The organism is Arthrobacter sp. 3Tela_A, from assembly GCF_049311025.1.
Taxonomy (GTDB): Bacteria; Actinomycetota; Actinomycetes; order Actinomycetales; family Micrococcaceae; genus Arthrobacter_B.
Genome location: NZ_JAXIOM010000011.1, coordinates 47,739 through 73,000, shown reverse-complemented (window position 1 = coordinate 73,000; position 25,262 = coordinate 47,739). Strand labels below are relative to the sequence as shown.

The 25,262-nt window shown below is 63.2% G+C and carries 19 protein-coding genes and 1 pseudogene; 7 read left to right on the top strand and 13 right to left on the bottom strand.

Annotated features, from left to right (window positions below; translation table 11 throughout):
• Positions 1–179: 179 nt before the first annotated feature.
• A complete protein-coding gene (locus tag TVC13_RS05790; RefSeq protein WP_422400277.1) occupies positions 180–782 on the bottom strand; it encodes a TetR/AcrR family transcriptional regulator in 603 nt (200 codons plus the stop codon).
• A gap of 133 nt (positions 783–915) precedes the next feature.
• Here TVC13_RS05790 and TVC13_RS05785 point away from each other — a divergent pair, with 133 nt between their 5' ends.
• Complete coding sequence (locus TVC13_RS05785) at positions 916–2,514, top strand: amidohydrolase (RefSeq protein ID WP_422400276.1); 1,599 nt, start codon at positions 916–918, stop codon at positions 2,512–2,514.
• 52 nt (positions 2,515–2,566) lie between these two features.
• Here TVC13_RS05785 and TVC13_RS05780 read toward each other — a convergent pair whose 3' ends face one another.
• Positions 2,567–2,926: a cupin domain-containing protein gene (locus TVC13_RS05780; RefSeq protein WP_422400275.1), complete on the bottom strand. Its 360-nt coding sequence runs from the start codon at positions 2,924–2,926 to the stop codon at positions 2,567–2,569.
• A gap of 270 nt (positions 2,927–3,196) precedes the next feature.
• Between TVC13_RS05780 and TVC13_RS05775 the strand changes: the two genes are divergently transcribed.
• From TVC13_RS05775 to TVC13_RS05765, 3 genes are read left to right on the top strand one after another with little or no spacing between them, the layout of a single operon-like run.
• Positions 3,197–4,063, top strand: coding sequence for an SDR family oxidoreductase (locus tag TVC13_RS05775; protein ID WP_422400274.1), 867 nt, complete (start codon positions 3,197–3,199; stop codon positions 4,061–4,063).
• Positions 4,064–4,080: 17 nt separating this feature from the next.
• Positions 4,081–5,739 carry a class I adenylate-forming enzyme family protein gene (locus tag TVC13_RS05770; protein WP_422400273.1) on the top strand — a complete coding sequence of 553 codons (1,659 nt, stop codon included), beginning with the start codon at positions 4,081–4,083 and terminating at the stop codon, positions 5,737–5,739.
• Between the two features lie 8 nt (positions 5,740–5,747).
• Positions 5,748–6,986 (top strand): beta-ketoacyl-[acyl-carrier-protein] synthase family protein, encoded by a 1,239-nt coding sequence (locus TVC13_RS05765; RefSeq protein WP_422400272.1) that lies wholly within the window; start codon positions 5,748–5,750, stop codon positions 6,984–6,986.
• Between the two features lie 82 nt (positions 6,987–7,068).
• On the opposite strand, the gene TVC13_RS05760 is transcribed toward TVC13_RS05765, so the two are convergent.
• The 4 genes from TVC13_RS05760 to TVC13_RS05745 all read right to left on the bottom strand — a co-directional run bounded on the left by TVC13_RS05760 (position 7,069) and on the right by TVC13_RS05745 (position 10,445).
• Positions 7,069–7,758, bottom strand: coding sequence for a DsbA family protein (locus TVC13_RS05760; protein ID WP_422400271.1), 690 nt, complete (start codon positions 7,756–7,758; stop codon positions 7,069–7,071).
• A 500-nt stretch (positions 7,759–8,258) separates the two neighbouring features.
• A complete protein-coding gene (locus tag TVC13_RS05755; RefSeq protein ID WP_422400270.1) occupies positions 8,259–9,185 on the bottom strand; it encodes an oxygenase MpaB family protein in 927 nt (308 codons plus the stop codon).
• Positions 9,186–9,234: 49 nt separating this feature from the next.
• Complete coding sequence (locus TVC13_RS05750; protein ID WP_422400269.1) at positions 9,235–9,855, bottom strand: RES family NAD+ phosphorylase; 621 nt, start codon at positions 9,853–9,855, stop codon at positions 9,235–9,237.
• Entirely contained in the window at positions 9,852–10,445 is a 594-nt protein-coding gene (locus tag TVC13_RS05745; protein WP_422400268.1) for a hypothetical protein, read from the bottom strand. The genes TVC13_RS05750 and TVC13_RS05745 overlap by 4 nt, the downstream gene beginning before the upstream one ends.
• Positions 10,446–10,732: 287 nt before the next feature.
• Between TVC13_RS05745 and TVC13_RS05740 the strand changes: the two genes are divergently transcribed.
• Positions 10,733–11,695, top strand: a complete 963-nt coding sequence (locus TVC13_RS05740; RefSeq protein WP_422400267.1) for a DUF2332 domain-containing protein — start codon at positions 10,733–10,735, stop codon at positions 11,693–11,695.
• 22 nt (positions 11,696–11,717) lie between these two features.
• Here TVC13_RS05740 and TVC13_RS05735 read toward each other — a convergent pair whose 3' ends face one another.
• From TVC13_RS05735 to TVC13_RS05710, 6 genes are all read right to left on the bottom strand, one after another.
• Complete coding sequence (locus TVC13_RS05735; protein ID WP_422400266.1) at positions 11,718–15,047, bottom strand: ATP-binding protein; 3,330 nt, start codon at positions 15,045–15,047, stop codon at positions 11,718–11,720.
• Positions 15,044–15,814 (bottom strand): DUF4194 domain-containing protein, encoded by a 771-nt coding sequence (locus TVC13_RS05730; RefSeq protein WP_422400265.1) that lies wholly within the window; start codon positions 15,812–15,814, stop codon positions 15,044–15,046. Before TVC13_RS05730 ends, TVC13_RS05735 begins: the two co-directional genes overlap by 4 nt.
• Complete coding sequence (locus TVC13_RS05725) at positions 15,811–17,280, bottom strand: DUF3375 domain-containing protein (protein WP_422400264.1); 1,470 nt, start codon at positions 17,278–17,280, stop codon at positions 15,811–15,813. The genes TVC13_RS05730 and TVC13_RS05725 overlap by 4 nt, the downstream gene beginning before the upstream one ends.
• A 368-nt stretch (positions 17,281–17,648) precedes the next feature.
• Positions 17,649–18,761, bottom strand: coding sequence for a protein kinase domain-containing protein (locus tag TVC13_RS05720; protein ID WP_422400279.1), 1,113 nt, complete (start codon positions 18,759–18,761; stop codon positions 17,649–17,651).
• A gap of 381 nt (positions 18,762–19,142) precedes the next feature.
• Positions 19,143–20,348, bottom strand: a complete 1,206-nt coding sequence (locus TVC13_RS05715; protein ID WP_422400263.1) for an XRE family transcriptional regulator — start codon at positions 20,346–20,348, stop codon at positions 19,143–19,145.
• A 7-nt stretch (positions 20,349–20,355) separates the two neighbouring features.
• The gene (locus tag TVC13_RS05710) at positions 20,356–21,168 is read right to left on the bottom strand and encodes a hypothetical protein (RefSeq protein ID WP_422400262.1); all 813 of its coding nucleotides are present in this window, start codon (positions 21,166–21,168) and stop codon (positions 20,356–20,358) included.
• A gap of 725 nt (positions 21,169–21,893) precedes the next feature.
• On the opposite strand from TVC13_RS05710, the gene TVC13_RS05705 reads away from it, so the two are divergent.
• Entirely contained in the window at positions 21,894–23,495 is a 1,602-nt protein-coding gene (locus tag TVC13_RS05705; RefSeq protein WP_422400261.1) for a helix-turn-helix domain-containing protein, read from the top strand.
• 571 nt (positions 23,496–24,066) lie between these two features.
• Here TVC13_RS05705 and TVC13_RS05700 read toward each other — a convergent pair.
• Positions 24,067–24,699 carry a hypothetical protein gene (locus tag TVC13_RS05700; RefSeq protein ID WP_422400260.1) on the bottom strand — a complete coding sequence of 211 codons (633 nt, stop codon included), beginning with the start codon at positions 24,697–24,699 and terminating at the stop codon, positions 24,067–24,069.
• A 298-nt stretch (positions 24,700–24,997) separates the two neighbouring features.
• Between TVC13_RS05700 and TVC13_RS05695 the strand changes: the two are divergent.
• Positions 24,998–25,221: pseudogene (locus TVC13_RS05695) on the top strand (hypothetical protein); the annotation flags it as partial.
• Between the last annotated feature and the right edge of the window lie 41 nt (positions 25,222–25,262).

Here is a 25,262-nt window from a genome sequence, read left to right as displayed (position 1 = left end):
TCGATGGCCTCCTGGGTGGGGAGCGGTGTGCTGCCTGCTTCTCGCAACGACCCTAAGGTTCTTCTACGAATCTGTGATGGACAGCACGTGAACACAACGAATACTCACACGCAGACTGAAATCCAGTCAACAATTCGTAAAGAAAGAAAAAATCTTTAACGTATCCGTAACCGCTGGACCTAGAGCTCGCGGGGGCGGAAAAGCCGTTCCGCCAGGAGCACCGCGCGGCGTTCCAGGGTCTGCGGATCGGCCGGAACCAGCGTGGATGCAATCTCGTATTCGTAGCCGTCAAAGAAAGCGAGGAAGACCGCCACCAGGTCATCCACCGCCTCCGGATCCTCGATGTCCAGGCTGCCGTCGGCAGCTCCGCGGTGCAGGGCGGCCCGCACCTTCGCGTCCCATAGGAAGTACACGCTGTCCAGCCGTTCGCGGAGCTCCGGATGGCGGCGGACCAGGCTGGACATTTCCAGCCAGAGCAGGCCGCGGCCCTGCAGATCCGGCATTCCGCAGACCACGCTGATCATCCCCCGGAGCTGTTCCCACGGGGTGAGCTGCCCCTCCTCAAGGGAGGTGAAATGCTCCATCAGCTGGCCGCTGGCGTAGGCCAGGGCTTCACCGAGCAGCTGCTCCCGGGTGCCGAAATAGTGCTGGATGACGCCGATGGAAGCGCCCGAGGCTTCGCTGACGTCACGCAGCCGGGTGGCCTCATAGCCGTGCCTGGAAATGCACTCCAGGGTGGCCGTCAGGATGCGCCGTTTCTTCTCGTCCTTATTGCGCGCCACTGCCCGCCCTCTCCCGGTTCTTCCGCCGATTCCTGCATTCGACTGTACGGCCCCGGGGGTCCGACTGCTTGCGGCGCGGTTGGTTCCAACACTAAAACTAATACCTAAATATTACTTTGATTCCGGGAGCGCCATGCAGCCAGAGACCATCACGTACATCAACGGCCGGGTCCGGACCATGGATCCGGAGCGGCCGCAGGCCTCCGGGTTCCGGGTGTCGGGCGGCCGCATCTCCGCCGTTGCGGCGGACGAGGCTGAGGCCCGCGAGCTGCGGACCGGCGCCGGCGCCGTCGTCGACCTGCAGGGCGCCACCGTCATCCCGGGCCTGATCGACGCGCATACCCATGTGGAGGCGGCGGCGCTGGCGGACTATTACTGGCTCGATACCCGCGAGGATCCGCTGGAAGCGCTGCTGACGAAGGTGGAGGCGGAGGCTGCGAAGGCAGCCACCGGCTGGATCGTGGTGCAGGCCACCCCGCGGCAGGAAGCTCCCACCCTCGCGCAGCTGGACGCCGCGGCACCGGGCCGGCCGGTGGTGGTGCGCGTGACGGCGCACCTGCAGATCCTCAACAGCCAGGCCCTGCAGGCCTCGGGGCTGGCGGAGAACTACACCACGCCGCCGGGCGTGCGCGTGGTCCGAGACGAACACGGCCGGGCCACCGGACCCGTGGAGGAGGGCTACCATCTGCTGCCCGTACCGTGGCCGGATGCGGAGAGCACCGCGGACTTCCTGGAACGTGAGATCCGTGAGCGGTTCCTGCCGTTCGGCGTCACCAGCATTTACGAGATTCCCTACAGCTCCCAGGGCATGCGAGGCTTCCAGCTGCTGCAGTCCCAGGGCCGGCTGCTGCCGCGGATTTCGCTGAACCCCACGGTGGCTCCAGGCCTGCAGCCCCTGGTCGACAGCGTGGATGCGTGGCAGCGCTTTGGCCTGATGAGCGGCTTTGGCAATGACCGGCTCTGGCTGGGCGGGGTGAAGTTTTTCCTGGACGGGGACGGCTCCGCGGCCTACAAGGTCACCCGGGACCTGGATCATCCGCGGATGTGGGGCGTGCCGACGCACAACTTCCCGGAGCTCGCCGACGCCCTGACCCTCGCCCTGCGCCACGGGGTCCAGCCGTGGATCCATGCCCTGGGTGTGCATGCCCAGTACCTTGCCATCGACGCCGTGGAGGAAGCTGTACGGCGGGTGCCCGGCAGCAGCGTCCGGCCGCGGATCGAGCACGTGTTCTGCCATTGGAGCGACCAGCAGCTGTTCGAGCGGTTCGAGGACTCCGGCATCCTCGCGGTGCCGACGGCGGCCTTCCTCAAGTTCCATTCCGAGGACTTCGAACACACGTACCGTCCCGCCAGCGCCTTCCCTTACCGCACGCTCATTGAGCGCGGTCACCGTCCGCCGGGCAACTCGGACACCGCCGGCACGCAGCCCCGGGCGGCCAACCCGTGGTGGGGCATTGCGGCCATGGTGCACCGCATCAACAACGCCGGAGAGCGGGTGGAACCGATGAGCGAGGCCGTCACCGTGGCGGACGGCGTGCGCACCTACACTGAGTTCTCCGCCTACGCCGGGCGGATGGAGACCCGGCTCGGCTCCCTCACACCGGGCAAGTATGCGGACTTTGCCGTGCTGAACCAGGACCCGTTCGGCGGGGAGCTGGAGGTCATTGAGTCCACCCGCTCGGTGGCGTCCTTCGTGGCCGGGGAACAGATCTGGGGCGAAGAACTGTCCTGACAGCAGAAAGCGGGGGAGGTTCGGATACCTCCCCCGCTCCGGTTTCCTCGGTTCAGCTGTACATGACGTAGACCTTGGACAGCGCCTCGGTCACGTTCCAGGTGCCGGTCCAGCCCTTGGGGAAGATTGCCAGGTCGCCCGGCCCGACTTCCTTGGGCTCTTCGCCGTCGCGCTGGACAGTCATGCGGCCGCCGAGGACGTAGATGACTTCGCCGCCGTCGGAGAAGTTCCACTGGGACAGGCCAACGGCGGTTTCCCATGTGCCCGCGTGGATCGTTTCCTCTTCGGTGGAGAACAGGTTGTAGGTCTTGGTCTCGATGTCCGCGCCCAGCGGGTCGGCCAGCGGCAGGGCGAGCGGCTCCACTGTCTTCTCGGACTCTTCAACCTGGGCGATGTTGCGGACGATTGCCATGCGGGCTCCTCGGGTAGTCTCCTAAAACCAATATTTCAATATTGGTTTTAGTTACGGTACTGACGCGTTGCACCGCCGCCAACTTCATTACGTACCGTGCACCCTTGACGCAGCTCCGGCGCGGGATAACGATTTACGGACCAAGGGGACCTGCCAAATCGCCGGGAGCAGCGGCGTCGTGCGTCCCCGCCCGGCCCCCGAACTCCCGTCCGGGGGCCATAGCCCGAAATCGAGACGCCGGCGCCGGGTTCACGGTGCGGAAGGTTGCCCGTGGAACAGCCTGCAGACCAGCCCCAGCGCGTACAGGGCCGCCAGTACGACGGCAGGATCGCCCTGGTCACCGGTGCGTCCCGCGGCATCGGCCGGCGTGTGGCCGAACGCCTTGCCGCGCAGGGCGCGCAGGTGGTGGTCGGCTACCGGAAGAACGCGGACCTGGCCAAGGAAACCGTGGCAGAGCTGCAGCGGCTGGGCGGCGGCGGCCTGGCGGTGCAGGCTGACATCGAGGACCCCGAGGACATCCTCCGGCTGTTTGACGCTGCCGCCGCGGAATACGGGCGGCTGGATTTCTTTGTGAACAACGCCGCTGCAGCGGCCTTCAAGAAGGTGGTGGACCTCAAGCCCCACCACCTGGACCGCGCCTACGCGGTGAACGTGCGGCCGTTCGTGCTCGGCGCACAGGAAGCAGTCAAGCTGATGGACGACGGCGGCAGGATCGTGGCGCTGACCAGCTACGGCAGCGTGCGGGCCTTCCCCACCTACGCGGCGCTGGGCTCCTACAAAGCAGCAGTGGAGTCCTTTGTCCGGTTTATGGCCGTGGAGTTCGCCGGCTACGGGATCAACGTCAACGCCGTGAACGGCGGGCTCATCGACTCCGATTCGCTCGAGTACTTCTACACGATGGAGGGCATGGCGCCGATGGACAGTGTGATTTCCCGGATCCCCAAGCGCCGTCCCGGAACTGTGGATGAAATGGCTGCCACCGTGGACTTCCTGCTCTCCCCGGGCGCGGAGTACATCACCGGACAGTCCCTGGCCGTCGACGGCGGGCTCTCAGTGATTGCCCCGCCGTTCTTCAGCGACACCACACCCCCGGTAGCGCTTCCCGAGCGTCCACGGCGGCCGCGAACGGAAGACTGACGAAAGGACAGGACCCCATGCCATACGACGCAGGGCGGTTCAAGGACTACTTCGAATCCCAGATGACCTACGGCGCCGGGTTCCGGCGCAACGTCACCCGCTACGGCAGTGCCGTCGCCATGATCGATCCGCCCACCGGACGCCAGTGGACCTACGCCCAGCTGGGCGCCGACGTCGACCGCTCCGCGGCGCTGCTGGCCGAACGCGGTGTGGGCGCCGGGGACCGGGTGATGTACCAGCTCTTCAACGGCGTCGAGTTTGCCCTGCTCTATTTGGCCACCCACCGGCTGGGCGCAATCAGCGTGCCGATCAACTACCGGCTCGCGCCGGGGGAAACCGCCCATATCCTGCGGGACAGCGAGCCGTCCGTGTTTATTGTCGACGCCGAGTGCGCGGCCTCCGCGGCGCAGGCGCTTGAGCTTGCCGGCGCCTCACCGCACGTCTTGGTGGTGGGGGAGGCCGACCTGCCGCAGGGCTGGGAAAACTTCGACGCCGCGCTGCAGGGGGCGTCAGGGGAGGTCCCGGACCTGCCTGCGAACTACTCCGGTTACGACGAGTCCACCAGGCTCTACACTTCCGGGACAACCGGCATGCCCAAGGGAGTGTCCCTGCCGTCGCTGGCGGAACTGATGAGCGCGCACGACGTGATCATGCACTTCCCGCTCAGCCCGCAGGACCGGACCCTCAACATGACCCCCTGGTTCCACCGCGGCGGCCTGCACTCGGGCGGTCCGAATCCGTCCTTCTACATCGGTGCAGGAGTAGTGCCGCTGCGCAGCTTCAATCCCTCCACAGTGCTCGACTGGGTGGGGGAGTACGGTCTGACGTTCCTGATCGGTGCGCCCACCACGCTGGAGATGATCGCCGCGGAGCAGGAGAAACAACCGCGGGACATCTCCACGCTCAAGGGCATCGTGACCATGGGCGCGCCGCTGGACCGCGCGGCGGCGCTGCGGTACCAGGAGCTGCTGACCCCGCGGATCTTCAACGGGTACGGCACCACCGAAGCCTTCTGGAACACGTTCCTGCGCCCGGAGGATTTGCCCGCCCGGGCCGGCACCGCGGGGCGGTCCTGCACGGATGACGACGTCGCCGTCGTCAAGGTCTTCCCGGACCGGCGCGGACGGCCGGATGAGCTGGCTGCTCAGGACGGTACGGAGGCCGGGGAAGTGATCATGCGCTCGCCGAAGGCCGGGTACAGCTACGTGAATCTGCCGGGTGTGGAGGAGGAGAAGTTCTTCGAGGGCTGGCTGTATCCCGGGGACATGGCCACCTGGGACGAAGACGGCTTTGTGACCATCCTGGGCCGCAAGGACGACATGATCATTTCCGGCGGCGAGAACATCCACCCCGTGCAGGTCGAGGGCGTGCTCGCGGAACATCCCGAGGTGCTGGATTCAGTGGTGGTGGGCGTGCCGGATCCGCAGTGGGGCCAGCGGGTGGTGGCCTATGTGGTGCCGCGCGGCGAGGATGCGACGGCGGATGCGCTGGAGGAATTCTGCCTGGCCCATCCCGGGCTGGCCGACTATAAACGCCCGCGCGCCTACCGGTTCGTGGACTCGGTGCCGCTGACGGCCACGGGGAAGAAGATGCACTTCAAGCTGGCCGAGACAGCTGTGGAGGATCTGGGCGCGGGGCGGCTGATTGCTCCCGGCGCTGCGGTGGCGAGGGAGTGAGGAGCGGCATGGATGCGCAGCGGCGGGTGGTCATCACCGGGATGGGGGCGCAGACTCCGCTCGGCGGGTCCTGGCCGCTGACCTGGGAAGCGCTCAAGGAAGGCAAGTCCGGCGTGGACCGGATCACCGCCTTCGACGCTTCCGAGTTCCCCACCCGGATCGCGGCGGAGGTGAAGGGTTTCGATCCCGCGGCCTGGCTGCCGGTGAAACGGATCAACAGGTCTTCGCGGGCGTCGCAGCTGGCCGTTGCGGCGGCCCGGGAAGCAGCGGCCGACGCCGGACTGGGGGATTCCTTGGAGGGAACCGACGCCGCCGTCATTATCAACAGCGCGGTCTCGGGCTATCCGGAAATCCAGGATGCCACGAGGCTGTTCGACGCCGAGGGGATCCGGCCGGTCAGCCCGAGTTTTGTGGCGTCGTCGCTCACCAACATGCCCGCGTGTGAGGTCGCGATCGACCTCGCTGTGCATGGTCCGGTGAATGCCAGTGCGCTCGCCTGCGCCAGCGGAACGCACGCCCTGCTGGAGGCGCGGCGCACGCTGCTGGCGGGGGACGCCGACGTCGTACTGGCCGGGGGTACCGATGCCGCGATCACGCCGGTGATGTTCGCGGGTCTGACCACCATGCGCGGTCTGTCGCGGAGCAATGACGTGCCGCAGGAGGCATCGCGCCCGTTCGACGCCGAGAGGGACGGTTTTGTGTTCGGCGAAGGTGCCGTGGTGTGCGTGATGGAGACGCTGGAGCATGCCCGGGCCCGCGGGGCGAGGGTTTACGCTGAGGTGCTGGGTGGGGCGATGACGTCCGACGCGTTCCACATTGTGGCGCCGGAGCCGAGCGGAAAGTATGCGGCCGAGGCGATTTCGCGGACCCTGTCGCAGGCCCGGCTGGACCCGGCAGCTGTGGATCTGGTCTGCGCGCACGGCACGTCAACGAAGGCCAATGACCGGACGGAAACGTTTGCGCTGCACTCCGTGTTCGGCGAGCATGCCGGGTCCCTGGCGGTGACGGCCCCGAAGTCGATGACCGGGCACCTGATTGGAGCCGCCGGAACGCTGGCGTCGCTGCTGTGTGCCATGTCGATCGTTGAGGGCGTGGTTCCGCCGACGATCAACTACACGACCCCGGATCCGGAGTGCGACCTCGACTATGTGCCCAACACTGCCCGGGAACAGGACGTGCAGTATGCCGTGACGAACGCGTTTGGGTTCGGCGGGCAGAACTGCGTGGTGGCGTTCGGGCGGGTTTAGGCCTTACCCCCTCCGCGAGATTACAGAAACTGCACGATAGAGGGCCTCTAACGTGCAGTTTCTGTAATCTCGGTGAAGGCTGTTAGCGGCCCAGGGCGGCGTCGAGCGGTTCCTTGATCTCGCTGTAGGCGCCGGTCGAAAGCTGGACTTCCTTACCGTCCAGGAGCAGCGTGGGGGTGTGCTGGATCTGGAGGTCCTGGGCGTCCTGCAGGTCCCGGGCCACCCGGTCCTTGATGGCGTCCGAGTTGTAGTCGGACTCGAACTGGTCCATGTTCAGGCCGAGCTCTTCGGCGTAGCCGGCGAAGATGTCGTCGACGTTGGACTCGGTCTTCCAGTCCTGCTGGTGCTCAAAGACCTTGGCGGCCATCTGCTCCATGGCACCCTGTTCGGCGGCGGCTTCCACGGCGCGGGCGGACGGCTCCGCGTTCTGGTGCTTGGGCAGCGGGTAGTTCCGCACCACGATCTTGACCTGATCGCCGTAGTCGGCCTTGGCCTGCTGGATCAGGGTGTCCATCATGGCGCAGTAGGGGCACTGGTAATCGGTGAAGAGGACCAGTGTGGCCTGCGGATCCTCCGGGTTGCTGATGGTCCGGGCATCCGAGGGCACCAGCTTGTCCTGCTGATCTGCCGGGATTGAGAATTCCGCGGAGGCACTGGCGGAGGTTGATGCTGAGGGGGACTCCGCGGGGGATTCTGCGGAGGTGCCGCAGGAAACGATTCCGCCGCTAACCAGCAGCCCGGCAATGACTAGTGAGGGTACAACCCTGCGCATAGTTCCTTTCCTGGGTTGAGGAGGCGCGCAGATCGGGGCGCGCGAGGTACTGATTGCAGTTGCTGTCCCTTTAATGTTTCCACCGGCGTGCAGGGGCCGGGAAGCGGGTTGCTGCGTGATCTTGGTCCAGCGGGGTTGTGGCCGGGGTTACTGTGCCGTGCCGTCGGGGTGCTTCAAGGTTGGATGCCCCGAGTTGGAAACCGGAGTCCGGGGGTGCATTCAACCTTCGGGGAGATAACGCTGCTTCGAGGCGTTTCCCAGAAACCTTCGGTGAGATAACGCTGCTTTGAAGCGCTGAAAGGGACGTGATCTGACCGAGGGTTGCGATGAAGGCGGGCTAAACGACGGTATCTCCCCGAAGGTTTGCCAGGCGCCGGCAAAGGGCCCTGCCCGACGGCGTTATCGGGGCGCTCGCAGTATCTGGCCTCGCTCGGGTCGGCGGCACCTGAAGATGATGGGCCCGAACTCGGCTAGGCAGCCGCTGAACGTGGGCCGGGGAATCAGCTGGGACGGCGGTCTTCGTCCGTTTCCGCGTCCAGGCGGGCGATGCGCTCGCGGGCGGACCGTTCAGACGGACCCATATCCCCGAGCCCAAACCGGATCACCCGCAGGACCAGTTTGACCGGACCCTGCACCGGCAGCTTGAACGGGCCAAGATGCGGCTCGCGTAGGCCGAGCATTTCGCGGTGCCGCGGTTCAAGGGAGGCGACGGCGCCGGCGAAGAGGACTCGGTAGCCGATCATCTGGTTGCGGGGCAGGGGAGGGCGGCGCAGGAACCTCACCACTTCCTCGACGGTCGGGCTGGAGCGCAGTTCGGGGTCGAAGGCGGCCATTTGCTTGCGCAGCCCGGCCAGGTCCTTCGGCGGGTTGTCGATCTGCATCAGTTCACCCGCAGTCGCCCACTCGGCGACGTACTGGTCCGGTCCGCCCGGGATGGGGTCGCCGAACTCGATGTGGGAGGTCAGGAACGCATCGGTGAAAGCGAGATGTACCCAGCGGGCCAGTTCGGGGTCGTTCGCGGAATAGGGGCGGACAGTTCCGGAAGCATCCTCGTAGGTGCCTTGAACCCGTTCATGCAGGCGCAGCACCCAGTTCGACGCGCCGCGTGCCGCCGTCGTATCCCCGTAGGTAACGGTGAAGATCCAGCGGATGGTTCCGGCCAGACGGCCGAGCGGGTCTTCCTTGTAGTTGGAGTAGTCGCGGACGCCGGCCATCGCGCCGGGGTGCAGTGCCTGCAGCAGCAGGGCCCGGATGCCGGCGATGATCGTGGTCATCGACCCGTGGACCGCCCACACTGCGGATCCCGGTCCGTAGTAACCGCGGTCGGTGCCGTTGGCGAGCTCGAGCTCCCATTCCGGGATGGTCTCCGAGTTGTTGCTGAACGTGCCGACCAGCTGGCGGCGCCAGGATTCAAGAAGCTTGCCCATCGTCCCAGTATGGGCCTGCCGGCTGGGAGGCGGCAGGGTGGGGTGCCCGCTAGAACGCAGGCAGCACATCCACCTTCATCGGTGCACAGGTATCTACCAGCCACTCGAAGCCGGCAGGACTGTCGAGGGCCAGCTGGCTTGCTGTAGACAGCGCGGATTCGGAAACCCTGTCCCCGAAGACCACGCAGGCCTGGTTGCCGTTGAGCTGGTGGCTCATCCAGAGCGCACCGTCCAGCCCTGCCGTGTGGGCTGCGGCAGCCCAGCTGCGTGTCTGCGGGTAATTCGCCGGCGGCGTGTCAGTCAGCTGGTTGGATTGAAGCCCGAACCTCCGGAGTCCCTCACTGTGGAACAGGGCCAGCGTCAGCCCGCGTTCGATTCTCACCTCGGACAGAACCCTCCCGCGGTAGGCCCCTGCGGGCAGCCGGGTGGGGGACCCGGTTGGGGTGTAGCGCAGGAGGGTTTGGCAAAGTGCGGTTTCCGGGGTCTGCGCAAAGTACAGGACCGGCACGCTGGGAGTGCCGAAGAAGTTGAACCGTCCTGCTCCCTGAGGCCCGGGATTGGCTTCGCCCGCCCGATAGGCAGCGCTGTGGCAGCGAAACAGAAGCGTACCTTCCGGCACGGAGACGGTCAGCGGCGAGAAAGGGGCCGGCGGATCGGGCGTGGTGGTCACTGCGCTTCGAATGCGTCCGACGCCGCGGCCAGGACGAGTTCCACGTCGTCAAGGTGGTCCACGGGCCGGGTTCCTCCGGGGAAGTACGTGTTTGGGTTGGTCAGCCAGGCCAGCACATCCAGGTCTTCCCACCCGCTTTCGCGGGCCATCCGGATGAGCGGGGGCATCACGGAGCGGATCTGGCCGCCGGTCTCGGTGAACTGGAATGCCGGGATGCGGTCCGAGTTGCCGCGCCGGTAGGTGATGATTTGGCCGCTGTTCTTCAGGTCTCCGGCCATGGACCGGTTGGTGCCCTTGGCCCCACGCAGCTGCGCGACCTCCTGGCGGCTGTAGGTGCCGAATTCGGATTCGACGTCGCGCAGCCAGTTCTCCCGCGCCTGGAGACTGCGGGCCAGCTGCGGGGAGACCGGCGTCTGGGCTGCCTCCATGGCCGGGGCAAGGTTCCGGCGGGCGACCCACTGCGTCACCAGATGGGTCAGTTCATCAGCGGGAATTCCGGAATCTGCCAGCACGGAGGCGACGTCCGGTTTCAGGTGGCCCAGCACCCGGACCGGTACGGTTTCGGTTTCCCGTTGGTGGGACACGCTCATGGCTGCTCCTAACGATCCTTACGTCTCAGGGTAGCGTCGAAATCGTATGGGCGGTAGGGCGACGGCTGGGAACTGCGGCGGGCATCCTGTGTCGCAATAACGCTGTTTAGACCCTCCTCCGGAAATCCTGTGCTGCAATAACGTCGCTTCCAGCTTTTCAGAGCGACGATATTGCGACACAGGATGCTGTTGCGCCCTCCGGAACGACGTTATTGCGTCACAGGATGACGACGGCGGCACGGGCCGGGCGTGCTGGCGCACTGGATCGATTCCCCTAGGGTGGGGCCATGACATCACCCACAGCAGCAGGCTATGAGCGGTTCGCGGCAGTTGAAGCGCGGGGCGTCTCGCCGCTCTATGAAGAGTGGGCGGCTTCAATTGCAGACGATGACGCGGTCCTGACCTTGATCGATTCGCTTCCGAAGCCCAAGCGACAGCCGAACCTGGTCTTCGCCGCAGCACGCCTGGCAGGTGCTCCGCTGGCCCGGTATCCGGAGTTCCGGGAGTGGCTGCTGGGCCGGTGGTCCGCCGTCGAACCCATCATCCAGTCACGGATGACCCAGACCAATGAAGCGGGCCGGTGCGCAGTCCTGCTGCCGCTGCTCAGCCGGATCGAAGGACCGGTAGCACTGATCGAAGCCGGGGCTTCCGCCGGATTCTGTCTCTATCCCGACCGGTACAGCTACCGCTACCGGACCGATGCGGGGGACCAGTTCATCCATCCGGTGGATGGGCCGAGTAGCGTGGAACTAACCTGTGCCCTGACGGACGCCGAAGTCCCGGAACGCCTGCCCGACGTCGTGTGGCGGGCCGGGATCGACCTGAACCCTTTGGATATCCAAGACCCGGAGGACATGGCCTGGCTGGAGACCCTGGTCTGGCCTGAACACCAGGAACGCCGCGACCGGCTTCGGGCGGTGGCGAAGATTGCCGCCGAAGACCCGCCGCCCCTGGTCCGGGGCGACATCGTGGGGGCGCTCCCGCAGCTGGTGGACAAGGCGCCGAAGGACGCGACCGTTGTCGTCTTCCACAGTGCGGTGTTGCCGTACCTCGACCCGGACCACCGGCAGCGGTTCGTCGATTTGGTGCAGGGACTGGACGTCGTCTGGATCAGCAATGAAGGAGAAGCCGCCCTGCCCGCCGTCAACAAGCAACTTCCCCGCAGCGCGGAAGGACGGCTGGTCCTGTCCCTGGACGGTGTTCCCCAAGCCTTCACCGGACCGCACGGCCAGAGTTACGAAGCGCTCTGACCGCGCGCAAAGCCAAGGCCAGCTAACGCAGCAGAATATCCACAGCCCGCGACCCACCAGCGCCAGAAGACCCCACCGGAACCCGCTCCAGCGTGCCCGACCGGTTGGCGGCGTCGTCGCGCAGGATCTCCGTGACCGACCCCAGGAACCGGGACAGGTCCACCTTGTCTTCCGGGGCTGCGAGCAGCAGCTGGAAGCCGAACTCGTGCAGTGCGTTGATGGACGCCTCGGCGAAGGACAGCGACGACTTCACGAACGCCTCATCCATCATCACCGTGCCGTAGGTGCTGAAGCCCTGGGACACGATACCCAGCTGGTACGCCAGCGCCGACGCCATGATGAACGCCGTGAAGCGCTGACCTTCGCCGCCGGACATGAGAGACGCCTGCAGGTTGGTGAACGACTGCCCGTTCGCGAGCTTGTTGGTGCAGGTGATGGTCACGTGCGCGCGGACGTCGAGGACCTCGGCGCGCCAGCGGCGCTCCTGCGGATCCTTTAGCTTCTCCACCAGACCCTCGAGCGCGGCGTACCGGGCGTCCATGTCCGCCTTGTCCTGCCGCACGCCCATCATCGGAAGGGCGTTCTTCAGTTCGGTGCGGAACTTGTGCGCGTCGTCCGGGACGGTGGTCTTGACCTCGATCTCCAGGTGGCTGTCCACGTGGTACGGCACGCGGCGCAGCACGGAGTTCAGCGGCAGCAGGCGCGCGGAGATGCTGCGGCGTTCCTCGTCGAGCAGCTGCAGCAGGTCGCTGAAGCGCTCGTAGGTGCGGTTGTTGAAGTATTCGCGGAACTCCGACTCGTGCTGTGGCAGGCCCTCGGTGACAATGTCCTCGTACCGGCGCACGTACTCCTCGGCCGAGTCCACGCCCGTGCCGAAGTCCGAGCCCCACTTGTCGCTGTACGTCTCGAAGGTGCGCTCCAGCCGGGTGCGGGTTTCCAGCAGCGTCTTATCCAGCCGCGCGGCCTCGGTGAGCAGGTTCCGCTCCACCTGCCCGGCGGCGTCGTTCAGGTGCACGACGTCGGTGATCTCGCCGAAGGGGGCGAACAGCTCATCGAGCTGGGCGCGCAGGTCATCGGCCAGGGCATCCGGGCCGCGGCCGGCCAGCGTGTCCCGGCGTTCGGTGGCGGCGGCGAGCTCGGCCTCGAGCCGGGCCAGATCGCCCTTGAGCACACCGATCTTCTCGGTCGCGGCAGTGAGGTCCAGCTCCGCGGTATCCAGTTCGAAGCGGATTTGCTCCAGGTCCGCATTGGCGTCGCGCGCGGATTCAAGGCGTTCGACGGCGGCGGTCACCGCGGCGCGGTGCTCCTCGGCGCTGATCTCCTCGAATTCGCGGGTGTCCGCGGCGACCTTGCGGACGGTGGCCAGCCGGCGGATCAGGTCGTCCTGCTCCGAGGCGTGCTTGCGGGAGACGACGTCGGCCTCTTCGAAGCTGGCGCGCAGGGCCAGCAGCTCCGCGGCGAGGGCGGCGATCTTGTCCTTGTTGTCGAAGCCCAGCACGTTGTCCGAGGCCTTGGTGTGCCGGTCGTCCTTCTCCGTGGTGGAGGAGTTGCGCTTCACGGCACCGCCTAGGCTGACGCCGCGGGACACCCTGGCGAGCTCGTCCGGATTCTCGACGCACTCGAAGTCGTAGTGCGCGGTGATCTTCCGGGCCACCCAGTCGCCCATGGCGGAGTCGTAGGTGCTGAGCTTGGTGATCAGGTCCCGCGGTCCCGGCTCGGACGGGCCGTCCACGGGAATGCTGACGTCGATGCAGCGCAGGAAGCCGCGCAGGTTGGTTTCGCTGAGGTAGCGGGTGACGGCGGCCATGTGCTCGCCGGGGACCAGCAGGGCGGTGGAGAGCGGGCGGAGCACCCGTTCGGCGGCGGCACGCCACTGGGCGTGTTCGGCCGGAACGTCGATCAGTTCGCCGGCGAAGGGCATCTCGGCCTCGTCGATGCCGGTCGCTTCGCAGATCCGGGCGCGCTGTTCCAGGCTTTCCGGGCGGATGTTGCTGCGCCGGCGGCGGAAGGACGCGATCTCGGTTTCAAGCTTCGCGATGGAACCCTTCAGGGCCCACGCTTCGCCGTGCGCGTCGGAGCTGCGCTCCCGGGCGGCGTCGACGTCGGCGTTCAGGGTCTTGATCAGCTCATTGGCGCGGCTGCGGGCGGTGACCAGCCCGGCGGGGGAGAGGTCCGTGTCGATGCCGGCGGCGCGCAGGTCGGCGCGGAACGCGTTCTCGACGGTTTCACGGGAAACAAGCTGCGCCTGCGCGGCGGCGACTTCGCGTTCCAGGGTGGCGATCGCGCCGCCGCCCTCCTGCGTGTAGCGGGCGGTGAGCTCGGCGACCTGCTTCTTCAGCTTGGTGCGCTGCTTCTCCGCGGCCTTCAGCGCTTCGCGGCCGGTGGCGGCGGCGGAGGTGAGGCGCTCGACGTCGCGTTCGTGGCTGGCCAGCGCCAGACGGCGGCGGTAGGCGGGCAGCCCGTCGGCGGTGAGGGCGCGGACCCGGTCCAGTTCGGCCTTCGTGGTGAGGAACAGGCGGTGCTGGTCCGGGACGTTGGCCAGGTGGTCGCGCTGCTGGCGGGCGCGTTCGAGCTGGCGGCGGATGCTGCGCAGGTGGCTGAAGTCCTCCACAGCCTCGTCGGCGGCGGTGAGGGTCTTAGGGGTGTCCAGGACGTGGTTGCGGAAGAAGTCGTTGACCGTGCCGCCCAGGCCCTTGCCGGTCTGCAGGATGCGCAGCAGGCCGAACGCCTTCTCGTCCTCCACACCCAGGGCGGTGCGGTACCGCTCGGCGAAGAGTTTGTGCGAATCGAAGATCTGCGCACCGGGGAGCAGGGATTCCAGGGCACCCTTGGTGAACCGGCCGCGCATGCCGGTTTCGAGGGAGGGAATGTCCAGTGGACGGTTGTGCACGGCGTAGAACCGGCCGACGTGGTGTTCGGTGCCGGTCGCGGGCAGGTCCATGAGCACGGACAGGCTGGTGATTTGGCCCAGGCCGTTGTCGAAGGTGAGGCAGACGGCGGACCAGGTGGCGCCGGGGCGCTGGTAGGCGGTGCCGTCGCCGGCTTCCATGCCCTGGGTGCCGAGCCGGCCGCGCATGTAGGAGAACGCGGTGCGCTTTTCCTCGGCGGCGGTGCCGCCGTTGTTCTGCGCTGCTTCGTTCATCTTGGGGCGGGCGTCCATGACCTGCAGGATCGCGTCGAAGATGGTGGACTTGCCGACGCCGGAGTCGCCGGTGAGCAGTGTGCCGGCGCGGTCCACGTGGATGGTGTGCGCGCCGTCGAACGTTCCCCAGTTCACGATCTGGATGCGGGAGAGCCGGTTCTGGCCGGGGTTGATCAGGTCCCCCATGGGAAGGGTGGTTTCGATGCTCATGCCGGCTCCTCGCCGTCGTGCTCTGTTTCAGTGACCGCGTCTTCAACGGCTTCTTCGGCGGGCGCTTCGTCAGCCGTGTCCGGCTCCGCCGGGGCCTCGGTCAGCGAGTTCATGTAGGTGATGATGTCGCCGATGTGCTCGTACGGCAGGGCCAGCGGCAGCGCGTTGGAGATCACCCAGACGTCGTCCAGCTCGGTGGGCAGCAGCAGGCGGCGTTCGGCGACGAGTTTGCGGATGGCGGCGTCGGCCAGGTCTTCCACGCCCTTGGCGTCGTGCGCCTGCGGGTCCACGTACTGCTCCAGGACGTCGAGAATGTCCTGCCGGGCGATGGTGGCCTCGTTGCCGGTGCCCGAGTGGCGGTCCAGGACCAGGCGCATGCGCAGCAGCAGCAGGGTTTCCTCGCGGGTCATTTCGCGCTGGCGCTGCAGGGCGGTGGTGTGCGGTTCGGCCATTTCCACCGGGCGCAGCAGGGCGACCTTGTGGTCCTCGTCCACGACCAGTTCCAGGAACAGTTCGCTCAGCCGCACGCGCAGCTGCTCCTGGTTATCCACCACGGTGTTGTACACGTTGTCGGAGGAGTTGGCGTCCAGGTACGGTCCGCGCAGCAGCCGGATCAGGGCCTGGCGCAGCTTCAGCGGCAGGGTGCCGGTGTCGCCGGGGAACAGTTCCGGGCCGTCGATCAGGACGTCGCGGGCGGGCTGGGGGTATTCCTCTAGCTCGTCCAGGTCATCGTTTTCGAAGTCTTCGGCGGTGGGGTTTTCGGTCATGACTGGCTTTCGGCGACGGTGAGGACGGGCAGCACTGCGGTGCGGGAGCTGCCGTCGATCTGGAGGAACGGGATGGTTTCGCTTGCTGCCGTCGTCGTCGTTGTTCCGTTGCTGTCCCCGGTGGGGGCGGCGGAGGCGAGGAGCGCGCGGATGCTGTTGAGGTGGCGGTGTTCGGCGGGCAGTTCGGCGAAGATTTCCGCGACGGTGGCGCGGCCGCGGCGGCTGCCGGCCCGGGTGATTGCGTCGCGCAGGACGCGGCGGTCGGCCTTGGGGGTGCGGGCGGCGCGGTGGATGTCCGCTTCGGTGAACGACGGCGGTGCGGGCAGCTTCCGCGGTGCGGCGTGCTCGGCGGGGTCGTAGGTGCGGACCATGCTGAGCGATTCGAACGCGGATGCGTAGAGCCGGGGTGCGGGGACGACGGCGGCGCGGCGGCGTCCGCGAGGTGACTTGTGGATGGCGGTTTCGGCGGCGCGGATGAGTTTGCGCAGCTGGACCGATTCCCGGTACTCGTCGCTCTGGACGTAGGTGTGCAGGGATTCGGAGAGCCGGCCGTAGATCCGCTGGATTTCGGCGGCCTGTTCGCGCATGTCGCTGATCATCCGGTACAGGGCCTGCCGGTCGCCGGGGGTCATGGCGTCGGCAAAGTCGCGTTCCAGAACCTGCGCGATGGCGTGCCGGAAGCGTCCCTGCTGGTCGGCGTCGTTCAGGAAGGCGGTGAAGCCTTCATAGGTGCGGCCTTCGCTGGTGCTGCGCAGGCGCTTGTCCGCCTCGAGGATTTCGCCCATGGTCAGGCCCTTGGATGCCTGCGATTCGACCATTTCTTGGCGCAGGGTGTGCAGCATTTTCTCGAGGCCGTCGCGCATGCGCTTGAAGTCTGCGGGCAGGGCGGCGGCGAGGTCCAGGATGTCGCGGGCAGCTTCGACGGCGGTGTCGTCGTCCAGCGGTGGGGGAGCGTCGCCGGCGCGGAGGGACCGGATGAGGTCTTCGCGGCGGGCGATCTCTTCTTCGAGGACGGCGATGCGTGCTTCGGGGTCCGGATTGGATTCGTGCGCCAGGGTTTCCACGCTGGAGAGCAGGGTGTTCAGGCGGGAGGAGTTGAGGCTGGTGGTGTCGCCGGTGAAGCCGTCCAGATAGGAGAGGAACCGGACGGCGGGTTCGGTGAGTTCGTAGACGAAGCGTCCGTCGGCGCGGGGGCGGGCCAAGAAGCGGCGTGCCACCCAGTCATCGGCGTAGTTCTTGCCGGTCCAGTCTTCGCGCAGGCTCTGCCCGTTGAGCCGAAGCTGGTGCAGGAAAGAATCGGTGAGGCTATGGAATTCGTCCAGGGGGATGCGCGGGCGGGTGCGCGTGAAGGCCTCGCGGAACAGGGCTAGGACCCAGGGGTTCGCGTTGGTGAGTTTCCAGCCGGGCGAGGCCTGTAGCCGCTGCAGCTCCGCCCAGCGGGCTACGGCGTTTTCTGTGAAGGACATGCTGCGCTTTCCGCCCGGAACGAAGGGGTAAAACGGGCCTGTCTGATTTTAGCTGAGTGGGGAGGGGTGCGTCGCGGCCAGGGGCACGCCACGTAGCGAGGTCAACAGCAGTGTCATTTTGCATGAGGCAGCTGACTCTCTGCTTATTGCTGAGGTGGCGATTAATCAAGGGGCCGAGAAAGGTCCGGCAGGTGTCTGATTATAAAGGATAACCGCTACGCTGGGATAGCTGAGCAATCGAATTCCATGACAATGCTGGTCTATAATGGTGTTAGGTGAACCGCCCAACCGCATCCGATATGGTTACCGACAGCAAGTGTTAACGTCGAGTGTTCCCGGGGGGAATGAGAAAGCCCGAAAACCCTGCTTCACTCTTCCCGTAGGCGCAGCATCAAATCATTTTCGTTATTGGACCGCCATCGGTCACGTGCCTGCCGCTGGAAAAAATCCCATGCCGACGCGCCATGCAAGGCACTTTCCATGGCTTGCTGCGCTGGGTGGTCCAAGGTACTCAGCCAGTCAAGAATCGTTCGCGCTGGTTGGAACTGGCCGATCGTAGCCGTCGCACCGAATAGTGCAGTGGCGGTCCGTTCAGCGGCCTCAAATTCCCCCGCGTTGACCAAAATGCGGAGTGTAATAACTCCCCAAGACAAAAACATATCTATGTCGCTGTATGGAAGCTCACGGATATCCTCACTCAGGTCATCACACGCTTGGCTTATGGCCGAGATAAGTCCGACGCGGTCAGTCACGAACCAGTCATGCACCTCTGACTGCATTAGCCGGGGAAGGACTTTTACGGCTCGGGGGAGTTGCGAGGGCTGTCCGACGATGTAAGAGCCGACGCGTGACCAGTCTTTCTCTCCGACGAGGGCTTCAAGGCTAGTCGTGATCGTACTAGCTGCATGCTTGAACGCATCCAGGAAGTCGTCAAGGGTCGAGTAGCGGCTGTCCGGATCTGGGTTTGTCGCTCGTCGCAGCACTGCTTTCAGGCGTGGTTGACTAGGAAACACGACGTGGCCGAATGACGGTCGAGATCCCGTCAGCATCCACGACAAGATGGCGCCTGCACCGTAGACGTCCGCTGCGGTTTTTGATTCATGAGCATCATGATGCTGCTCAGGTGCAGCCCAACCTTCGCTCCCAGTCAATCCGTTGGCGTGAGTCAGTTGCTGGGTGGTGAATCCAATCGAATTTCGAACAATACCGAAATCAGCGACAACCCATCGTGCGGCATAGCTGTCCTCCAGCCACAAAACGTTTTCAGGCTTCAGATCGCGGTGCACCTGTCCTCGGGAATGAACTGGCTGGAGCGCTGCGGTGATTGCCTCTAAAACGAGCAAGCAATCTTCAAAGGAAGTCGGCACTGACGTTTCGCGCAATGTGCGAACTGCAACGGGCATGGAATACCAACTATAGGACTCGTCATAGTCCAAGATCGGCATTACATGGACACCCGCTGCAGTCCGCATTGACTCAATTTCTCGCTTAAAGCGTCGTGCAACCCCTGGAATTATTTGCGCCTAACTTAAGAACGACCGGAGCGTCTGATGAGTCTCGCGCAAGCCAGACCTGAGCAGATTGAGAGTTGCTGATCTGCTGCTCAAGCTCGTAATTCTCTGGTATCACAATTGTATCCTTGCATAATATTCATGGAGTCATTGGACATTGATTACACTGTCGATAGATTTACGCATGGCTTCGAGGGATTGGGCTGAAGTTATAGGGTGCACAACATGACAGTTAGGCGAGATTTACCCATCAGAGCTCTCCCCCGTTTCGACACTTATGATCCTCCTCGCCACGAAGACCCCTAAGAAAGAGGTGACCGAATGGTTGCCGGCTGGCATTGAGTGGTGACCTCAAACTGTGGGCCGACGGTGAAGCAAAGAGACCACTTGGGCTTTGTGGGATTTAACTCCCATCTCATCGTCCTCTTTCGATCCCTCAGAATGTATTTGCTTCAGTTCTGGAGTCCGCGAAGTCATAACGCGGAAAAGATGGGCAGGCACTCCGCACTCACGGGTCAGAGTAGCCTCGTCAATACCTTCATCTCTAAGCAGTTCCATGGCCCTCGGTAGTAGAGAGGGAGTTTCTATGACTGATACCAAGCCTGGTTCAGCACGTCTCCATCCTCGTGCTGAGACCGTCATCATGGCATTTCGGTATGAAACGTCTGACAATCGCCCGAGCTGACGAGAACGGAAGAGAAGCGCCTGAAGACTTATCCGCCATTCCTCCTTCAAACGTCCCAAGGTTCTCCAAGAGGCAGCGTTTAGAACGTCCGGAAGCTGATCTCGGATTTCGTCTGCAGGCGCCAGAAGTTCGGCAGCGAATCTGTTGGCTTGTTCCTCTACAATGCGACCGCCAGGTTCAGCGTCACCATGCATGACTAAATGCCCCAACTCATGGGCTGCGTCGAATCGTTGACGATAATAATCCTGTTTAACAGGGTTTAAGACTACCGCTGATCGCGCGGCGGTGGAGAATGAGTAAGCGTCGACAGTGGCGGCTTGTTCAGGACTGAAAACAACCAGTACACCGTTGTTCTCGAGAAGCCTGACCATGTTCCGAATTGGTCCGTCGGGGAGCTGCCACTCTCGCCGGACATAGCGCGCGGCCCGTTCGGGCCCGTTTCCCTCAAGGGTTGTCTCATCTACGTGACACGTTGGAATATTTGGAGAGGGAAATTCTACACGTAATTCCAAGGCTGAGGCGACATCGATTGCAAGGCGCCCGTAAGCATCAGCCTGATCTCGAACTATCTGGGTGGTAGAGCGGAGGGAACGGAAGTGGGGAACGGTTTGCAATACCGCTGGAGTTCCGGGGCGGGTGGAAAAGAACTCTGGGTCTATTTGCAGCGCCAAGGCGAGTTGGGCGACGGCAGCTGGACTCGGGCGCTTCTCACCCGTTTCCCAAGAGCTGACAGCCGCCGGACTCATTGTGATGGCGTTGGCTAAGGCACTTTTCCGCCATCCGGCAAGGTTGCGCGCCAGAGTCAAGCGAGAGCCGTCAAAGAACATCGCGGCGTCCGCCGCGCGCCTGGAAATATCTATTGCGTTATTCATTTGGAGCTTAATTTTCTTCCGCAGTCCGGAGTTCTGTCCCACCAGCTTTACGTCGCAGCTTGACGGGAGCGTCTGGTTCGCTAAGGTTATCGTCACCAGTTGGGTTGAATGGCTGTGTCTGGCGAACGCCTCCCTTGGTGGGTGGCGTGGTAAGAAGATTTTCGTACCAGTTCCAAGCTGATCCATCTCGTGCCAGACGCGGGATGCCGATTCCCATCTCGGTCCGCCAGGTCATAATGTCCTGCGAGTGGCCGACGACAAGGGTCAACTGGTCTAGATCAGCCAAGTGCGGTGTAGTGACGGCATCGATCCACTCTGGCGTCGAGTCTTCCGAAAGAACTTCGAACAGAGAAGCCTGATTTGGATCTGCGTTCCGTTGCTGCGCAACTATCCTCTTAGTATGGCTCCTTCTGTCCCAGCGAATGGCATCGAGCTTCCCATATGGACCCGATGCTAGGAGCCAGCGCATGCCGCTGAACGACCATCCGATACTGTGATTCAAGTTTGAACGCTGGACGAGATTTGGGTCGATGAGCGGTAGGGTTTCGATTTCATTCTGCGTCAGGGATGCAAACACTATGTCTCGCCCTTCGCCCGAATGGACATCCTCGTTAAGTACGTATCGTCCGCAAGAAAAAACCCGGTCCAGTCTGTCGCGGAACAGTACGTACCGCGTATTACCGACCCAGCCTGCGGTGTGTCCCGACTCTTCAGAGAAATCTTCTGAGACCTGGCGTGCAGCCGAACGATAAGCCCAGCGAATGCCGTTGAGTATTCCTGCGCCTTCGAGACGGAGGAGGATGTCGTCGCGTTCAGTCATATCTCGAGAGTACACCGTTGGCAGTATTTATAGACCGGAACCACACCCTAGATAGAAAATTGTGTAATTCTTGAGCTTTCTCCTGTCAGTGGCTAGTCACAGGGACGTCCCTATCGTGATGGCCGGCGACGCCGCATTACAAAGCGGGAACCTTCCGAGGCCGAGGTCCGCCGAGCGTGGTTCTACATGTGGGCCAAAGGCCTGAAATCGTGGTACATCGGGCTGCTATACCAGGTCCCGTACCGGAAGACGTATGACCATATCCGGACCAGGATCACTTACCACCCCCACCTGTTCGGGGCCCGGCACATGGTCCACGACCAATCGGCCCTTCCGCCTGGGGGACTCAAGAAACCGAAACCCAGCTGTGATGAATGCTGCGCGGTGCTGGTTAACTTCCGCTAGGAACATGGACGGTTCCCCCGTGGATACATAGAGGACGAGGCCACGCTCTACAGCTTCATGCAGAACCAACGCCGACAGTACCGGCAAACTATCGGACACTAAGGACTTCAGTGGACAAGCAGCTGCCGGGCTGGCTGACCATATTCAAGGCAGAACAGGAGAACTAGCGAGGCCCAGCCAAAGCCAGCTGGCCGCAGGTGCGCCGAACTGGAAGACCTTTGGTGGCCGCCAAGTACTGCGTTTTCGCAGGAGCGAGGATTCTGTAGAATGGCAGACCCCTCGAATTTCACCATACTCCAACTTGGAAAGAAGTGCCCCACATGAGCGATTCCCCTCATGACTCAGACGCTAGGGCCATGCAGTTACAGCCTTTTGCATGTGATGGTCAGGTAGGGGAAGAAAAGCTCGTCGAGCTCCTTGCCGCAGGTGCCGAGTTCCCCTCCCTGGACTTTAAACGAGAGCTGGATCTCGGTAGCAAGGGGAAGAAAATGGACTTCATCAAGGATTGTGCTGCCATGATGAACCTTCCTAGAGGCGGGTATCTGGTAGTGGGGGCCGAGGATGATGGGACGCCAGCCATAGGCATCGATCCGCCGACCAAAGAGATGTTTGATTCGGGAAGGCTTGCCCAGACGGTAAAGGGGTATGTTGACGCGGCTGTAGATATCCGCGCCCAAGTGCACACCATAATGATCAGGGGCCAGTCCGCCTGTATGGCAGTCATCTATATAGGTCCTCCCGCCGATGGCATTCCTGCAATAATGTCTAAAGATGGGGTGTCGAAGAGCCCCTCCAACGGAGCACCTATCATCCATTTCCGTGTCGGTTCCGTCTATACGCGCGAAGGTACGACTAATGCTTTGGTGCGCCACCAAACGTGGGCACAAATATTGGAGAACTTCCGTGACCAAGAGCGAGTGGCGGCCCGTGCTGACGTTGACTCCTTGATACGTCGCGTCGTCCAAATGATGGGTACCGGAACCAACCCGGTCTCGATAATCCCAGACCTGGCCATGGATCCATCCACTTTTACCGAAGCGATACACACCGTGTTGGACGCTCAAAACCACAGTGCGCTCAAACGATTCCTGGTCACTGCTAAGGGTTCGTATCGAGGAAGCGACAACGATGAGGGAAGGATCCTTGCCCTAAACCGAATTGCCGCAGTCGCCGCGGAGGCGGTCATCGTCAAGGATCTAAAGGCCATTGAGCAAGCTTCGGATACCTTGTTTGAGTTGTACAAGAGCTATCTTATCGAGCCCACACAGACAGCGGGGAGGGCCGGAGCTGAAGCGCGGTGGCTGGAGATAACTCTCCGTATCATGGCTATCGGCGCTGCCGCAGTCAGGGAAGACATGTATGAGGCAATACCCACCTTGGTATTGCGGAAGATTGGTGATGACACCTATTCGTATAGGTCGTGGATCCGGCATGGACTCACGATGGCTTCACGAGTAAATCTCTTCGCAGATGTGCAAGGAACCTCGCGGGGTGGCGGCATAATTGCCTTGTCATCCGAAATCATGCTGGAGTACCAAGAGCTCCGCCCAGACATTCTCGACGCAGATAAAAACAGCCTCAACGAAGCCTCCTTGGACTCCCTCTGCCAATTTGACTTCATATGGTGCTGTCTGTCTTTGGCATCAGACGATAGGCAACTATCTGCCTCGTTCTACCCAAGTTGCTCTGCCTACCACCAAGACAGAGTGATGCCCGCGGCGCAGCGTCTCGATAATGATGAGGATGCTCGACAAGCCGTCTTCGGTGATCTCCCCGACAAAGTCATTGCCTCAAGCATTTATGCGGTTTTGGAATATGCACAGGGACAGTCTTGGAACTATGGCGGGTTTTGGAGGGGTGTCAGTGATCTAGCGCCAGAGGGTTACACCATGACTCAGTCGTCCAAGGATAAACCTCGGTAATTGCTAGGTCGTGCTTGCAGCTTCCTGAGATCGTTTTTCAAACCTCACGCCCTGGTGACACCGATCAACCCGAGAGCAGCTTGTGGTTTCCTGACGAGCTGAGCCGCACCGGCCATTTTTGCGAGGAAAGCATCTGGGTTTGGTGGAGGCTCGACGCGTCAAGTGCGTATGGAACCAGTGGCTAACCCTTAGCGGCAACGTGTCGATCACTTCAGTTTGCGTGCTTCCTCAGAGAGTACAGAGGGCATGTGCTGTCGCAGGCGTTGGAGCATCGTTTCTGGCCGTAGTGCCGGCAGCAGGGCTGCGTCCAACAGCCGTTCCACCGCTGCGCTCACCCATGGATCTGCTGAGTCTATGGTGCGCATTCGTCTAAGCATGTTCTCGATCGTCGCTTCGTTAGTTCAGAGGTGGGGGCGCCTTAGATAACTGACCGTGAGCCCAGCGCTCCAGTGCTCGCCCGTCGAAGCCGATGCGTTGGTGTTTTTGTTTGGTTCTATCACTCAGACAAGCAGGGGCGAAGGTTCGATCGGCGGACCAGCGGACCAGCGGACGAAAGCCCGGAATGAGGGTCCTACCCAAGATAATCGTTGTCTGTTCCACGTTTCAGTCGCCCGTGGTTTTCCGTCGAGCGGGTTTGGCTCCGTGTCTTTCCGATGAGCCAGAAGACAACGACCAAGACACTATACAAAGCGGCGGCAACAACGCCGACAACCGCCATCACCATTTCCTCACCACCGGGTTTGTTACCGTCCCGCGGGACCAGTGAAGCGACGACAAACACGCCGATCAAAAGAGCCCAGCTTCCAAAGGTCATGCCCCCGGTATTGACCACCAAAACCCAGCTAAGGATCAGTGTTGCGCTGGATTTCGTTTTCAGTGAGTCGCTGCCTTGCCGTCCGACCACCCACCCCGCTCCTAACAGCAGGAGAACTGCTGCGGGATGCAAAAACTCAGAACGTTCGGCGAACCAGTGCGAGGTTTTTTGGATCCAGGACGATTGGTTGCCCGAAATGAACTCGGAGACGACAGTGAACGTGTGAAATGTGGGGGAGAGGCCGCCACTATGGCGGCTGAGAGCGGTGATGTCGTCAAGGAGAACCTGGCCACAAATTGTTGCGAGGGCTAGGAGCGAAGCGACAAAGAGATACGCACTATCGAGTCGGTGCAAGATGAACTCCCACACTGCCCCCACGAGCTCGCTCACTCGAAAGGCCTAGACGAGACGTCGCTAAAAGGGTGGCTTCCACTCACTGTATCTCCAAATGATTGATCGTTACCCGCTGCATCTCGTATTAAGTGGAGCTGCAAAGCCATCTCTAGTTTCCTAGGCGACGATTAGAAGCCCTGCTTTCCGAGCGCCCCTCGTCGATTGCGGCGGCGTCATCCGAGTGGGCTACTGCTGGGTAGTGGCTCCTGCTGGTCATGGGTCTTACCGCCGACGGTGTTTAAGCGACAGTGATCTGCGGGGTGTTGGGATTTAGCATGCAAGGCTATTGCTGGTTGACAATGCTGCGATGGAATCGTTCTTCTCCCTGCTGCCGAAGAACGTTCTGCGCGTCAGGGGGGACACCCGGCGTGAAATCCGACTCGGCGTGACGATCTGGATCGGAAGGGCCTACCACCGCCTGCGACGGCAACAACGGTTGGAAAACGCACGCCAACCAAATATGAAACAACAACCAAGCCGCGACCACAGCGACCTAAGTCCCCCAATCAACAAAAGTAGGGACAGTCCCCACCTCGCTCAAAGGTCAGCTCCCCACCAGC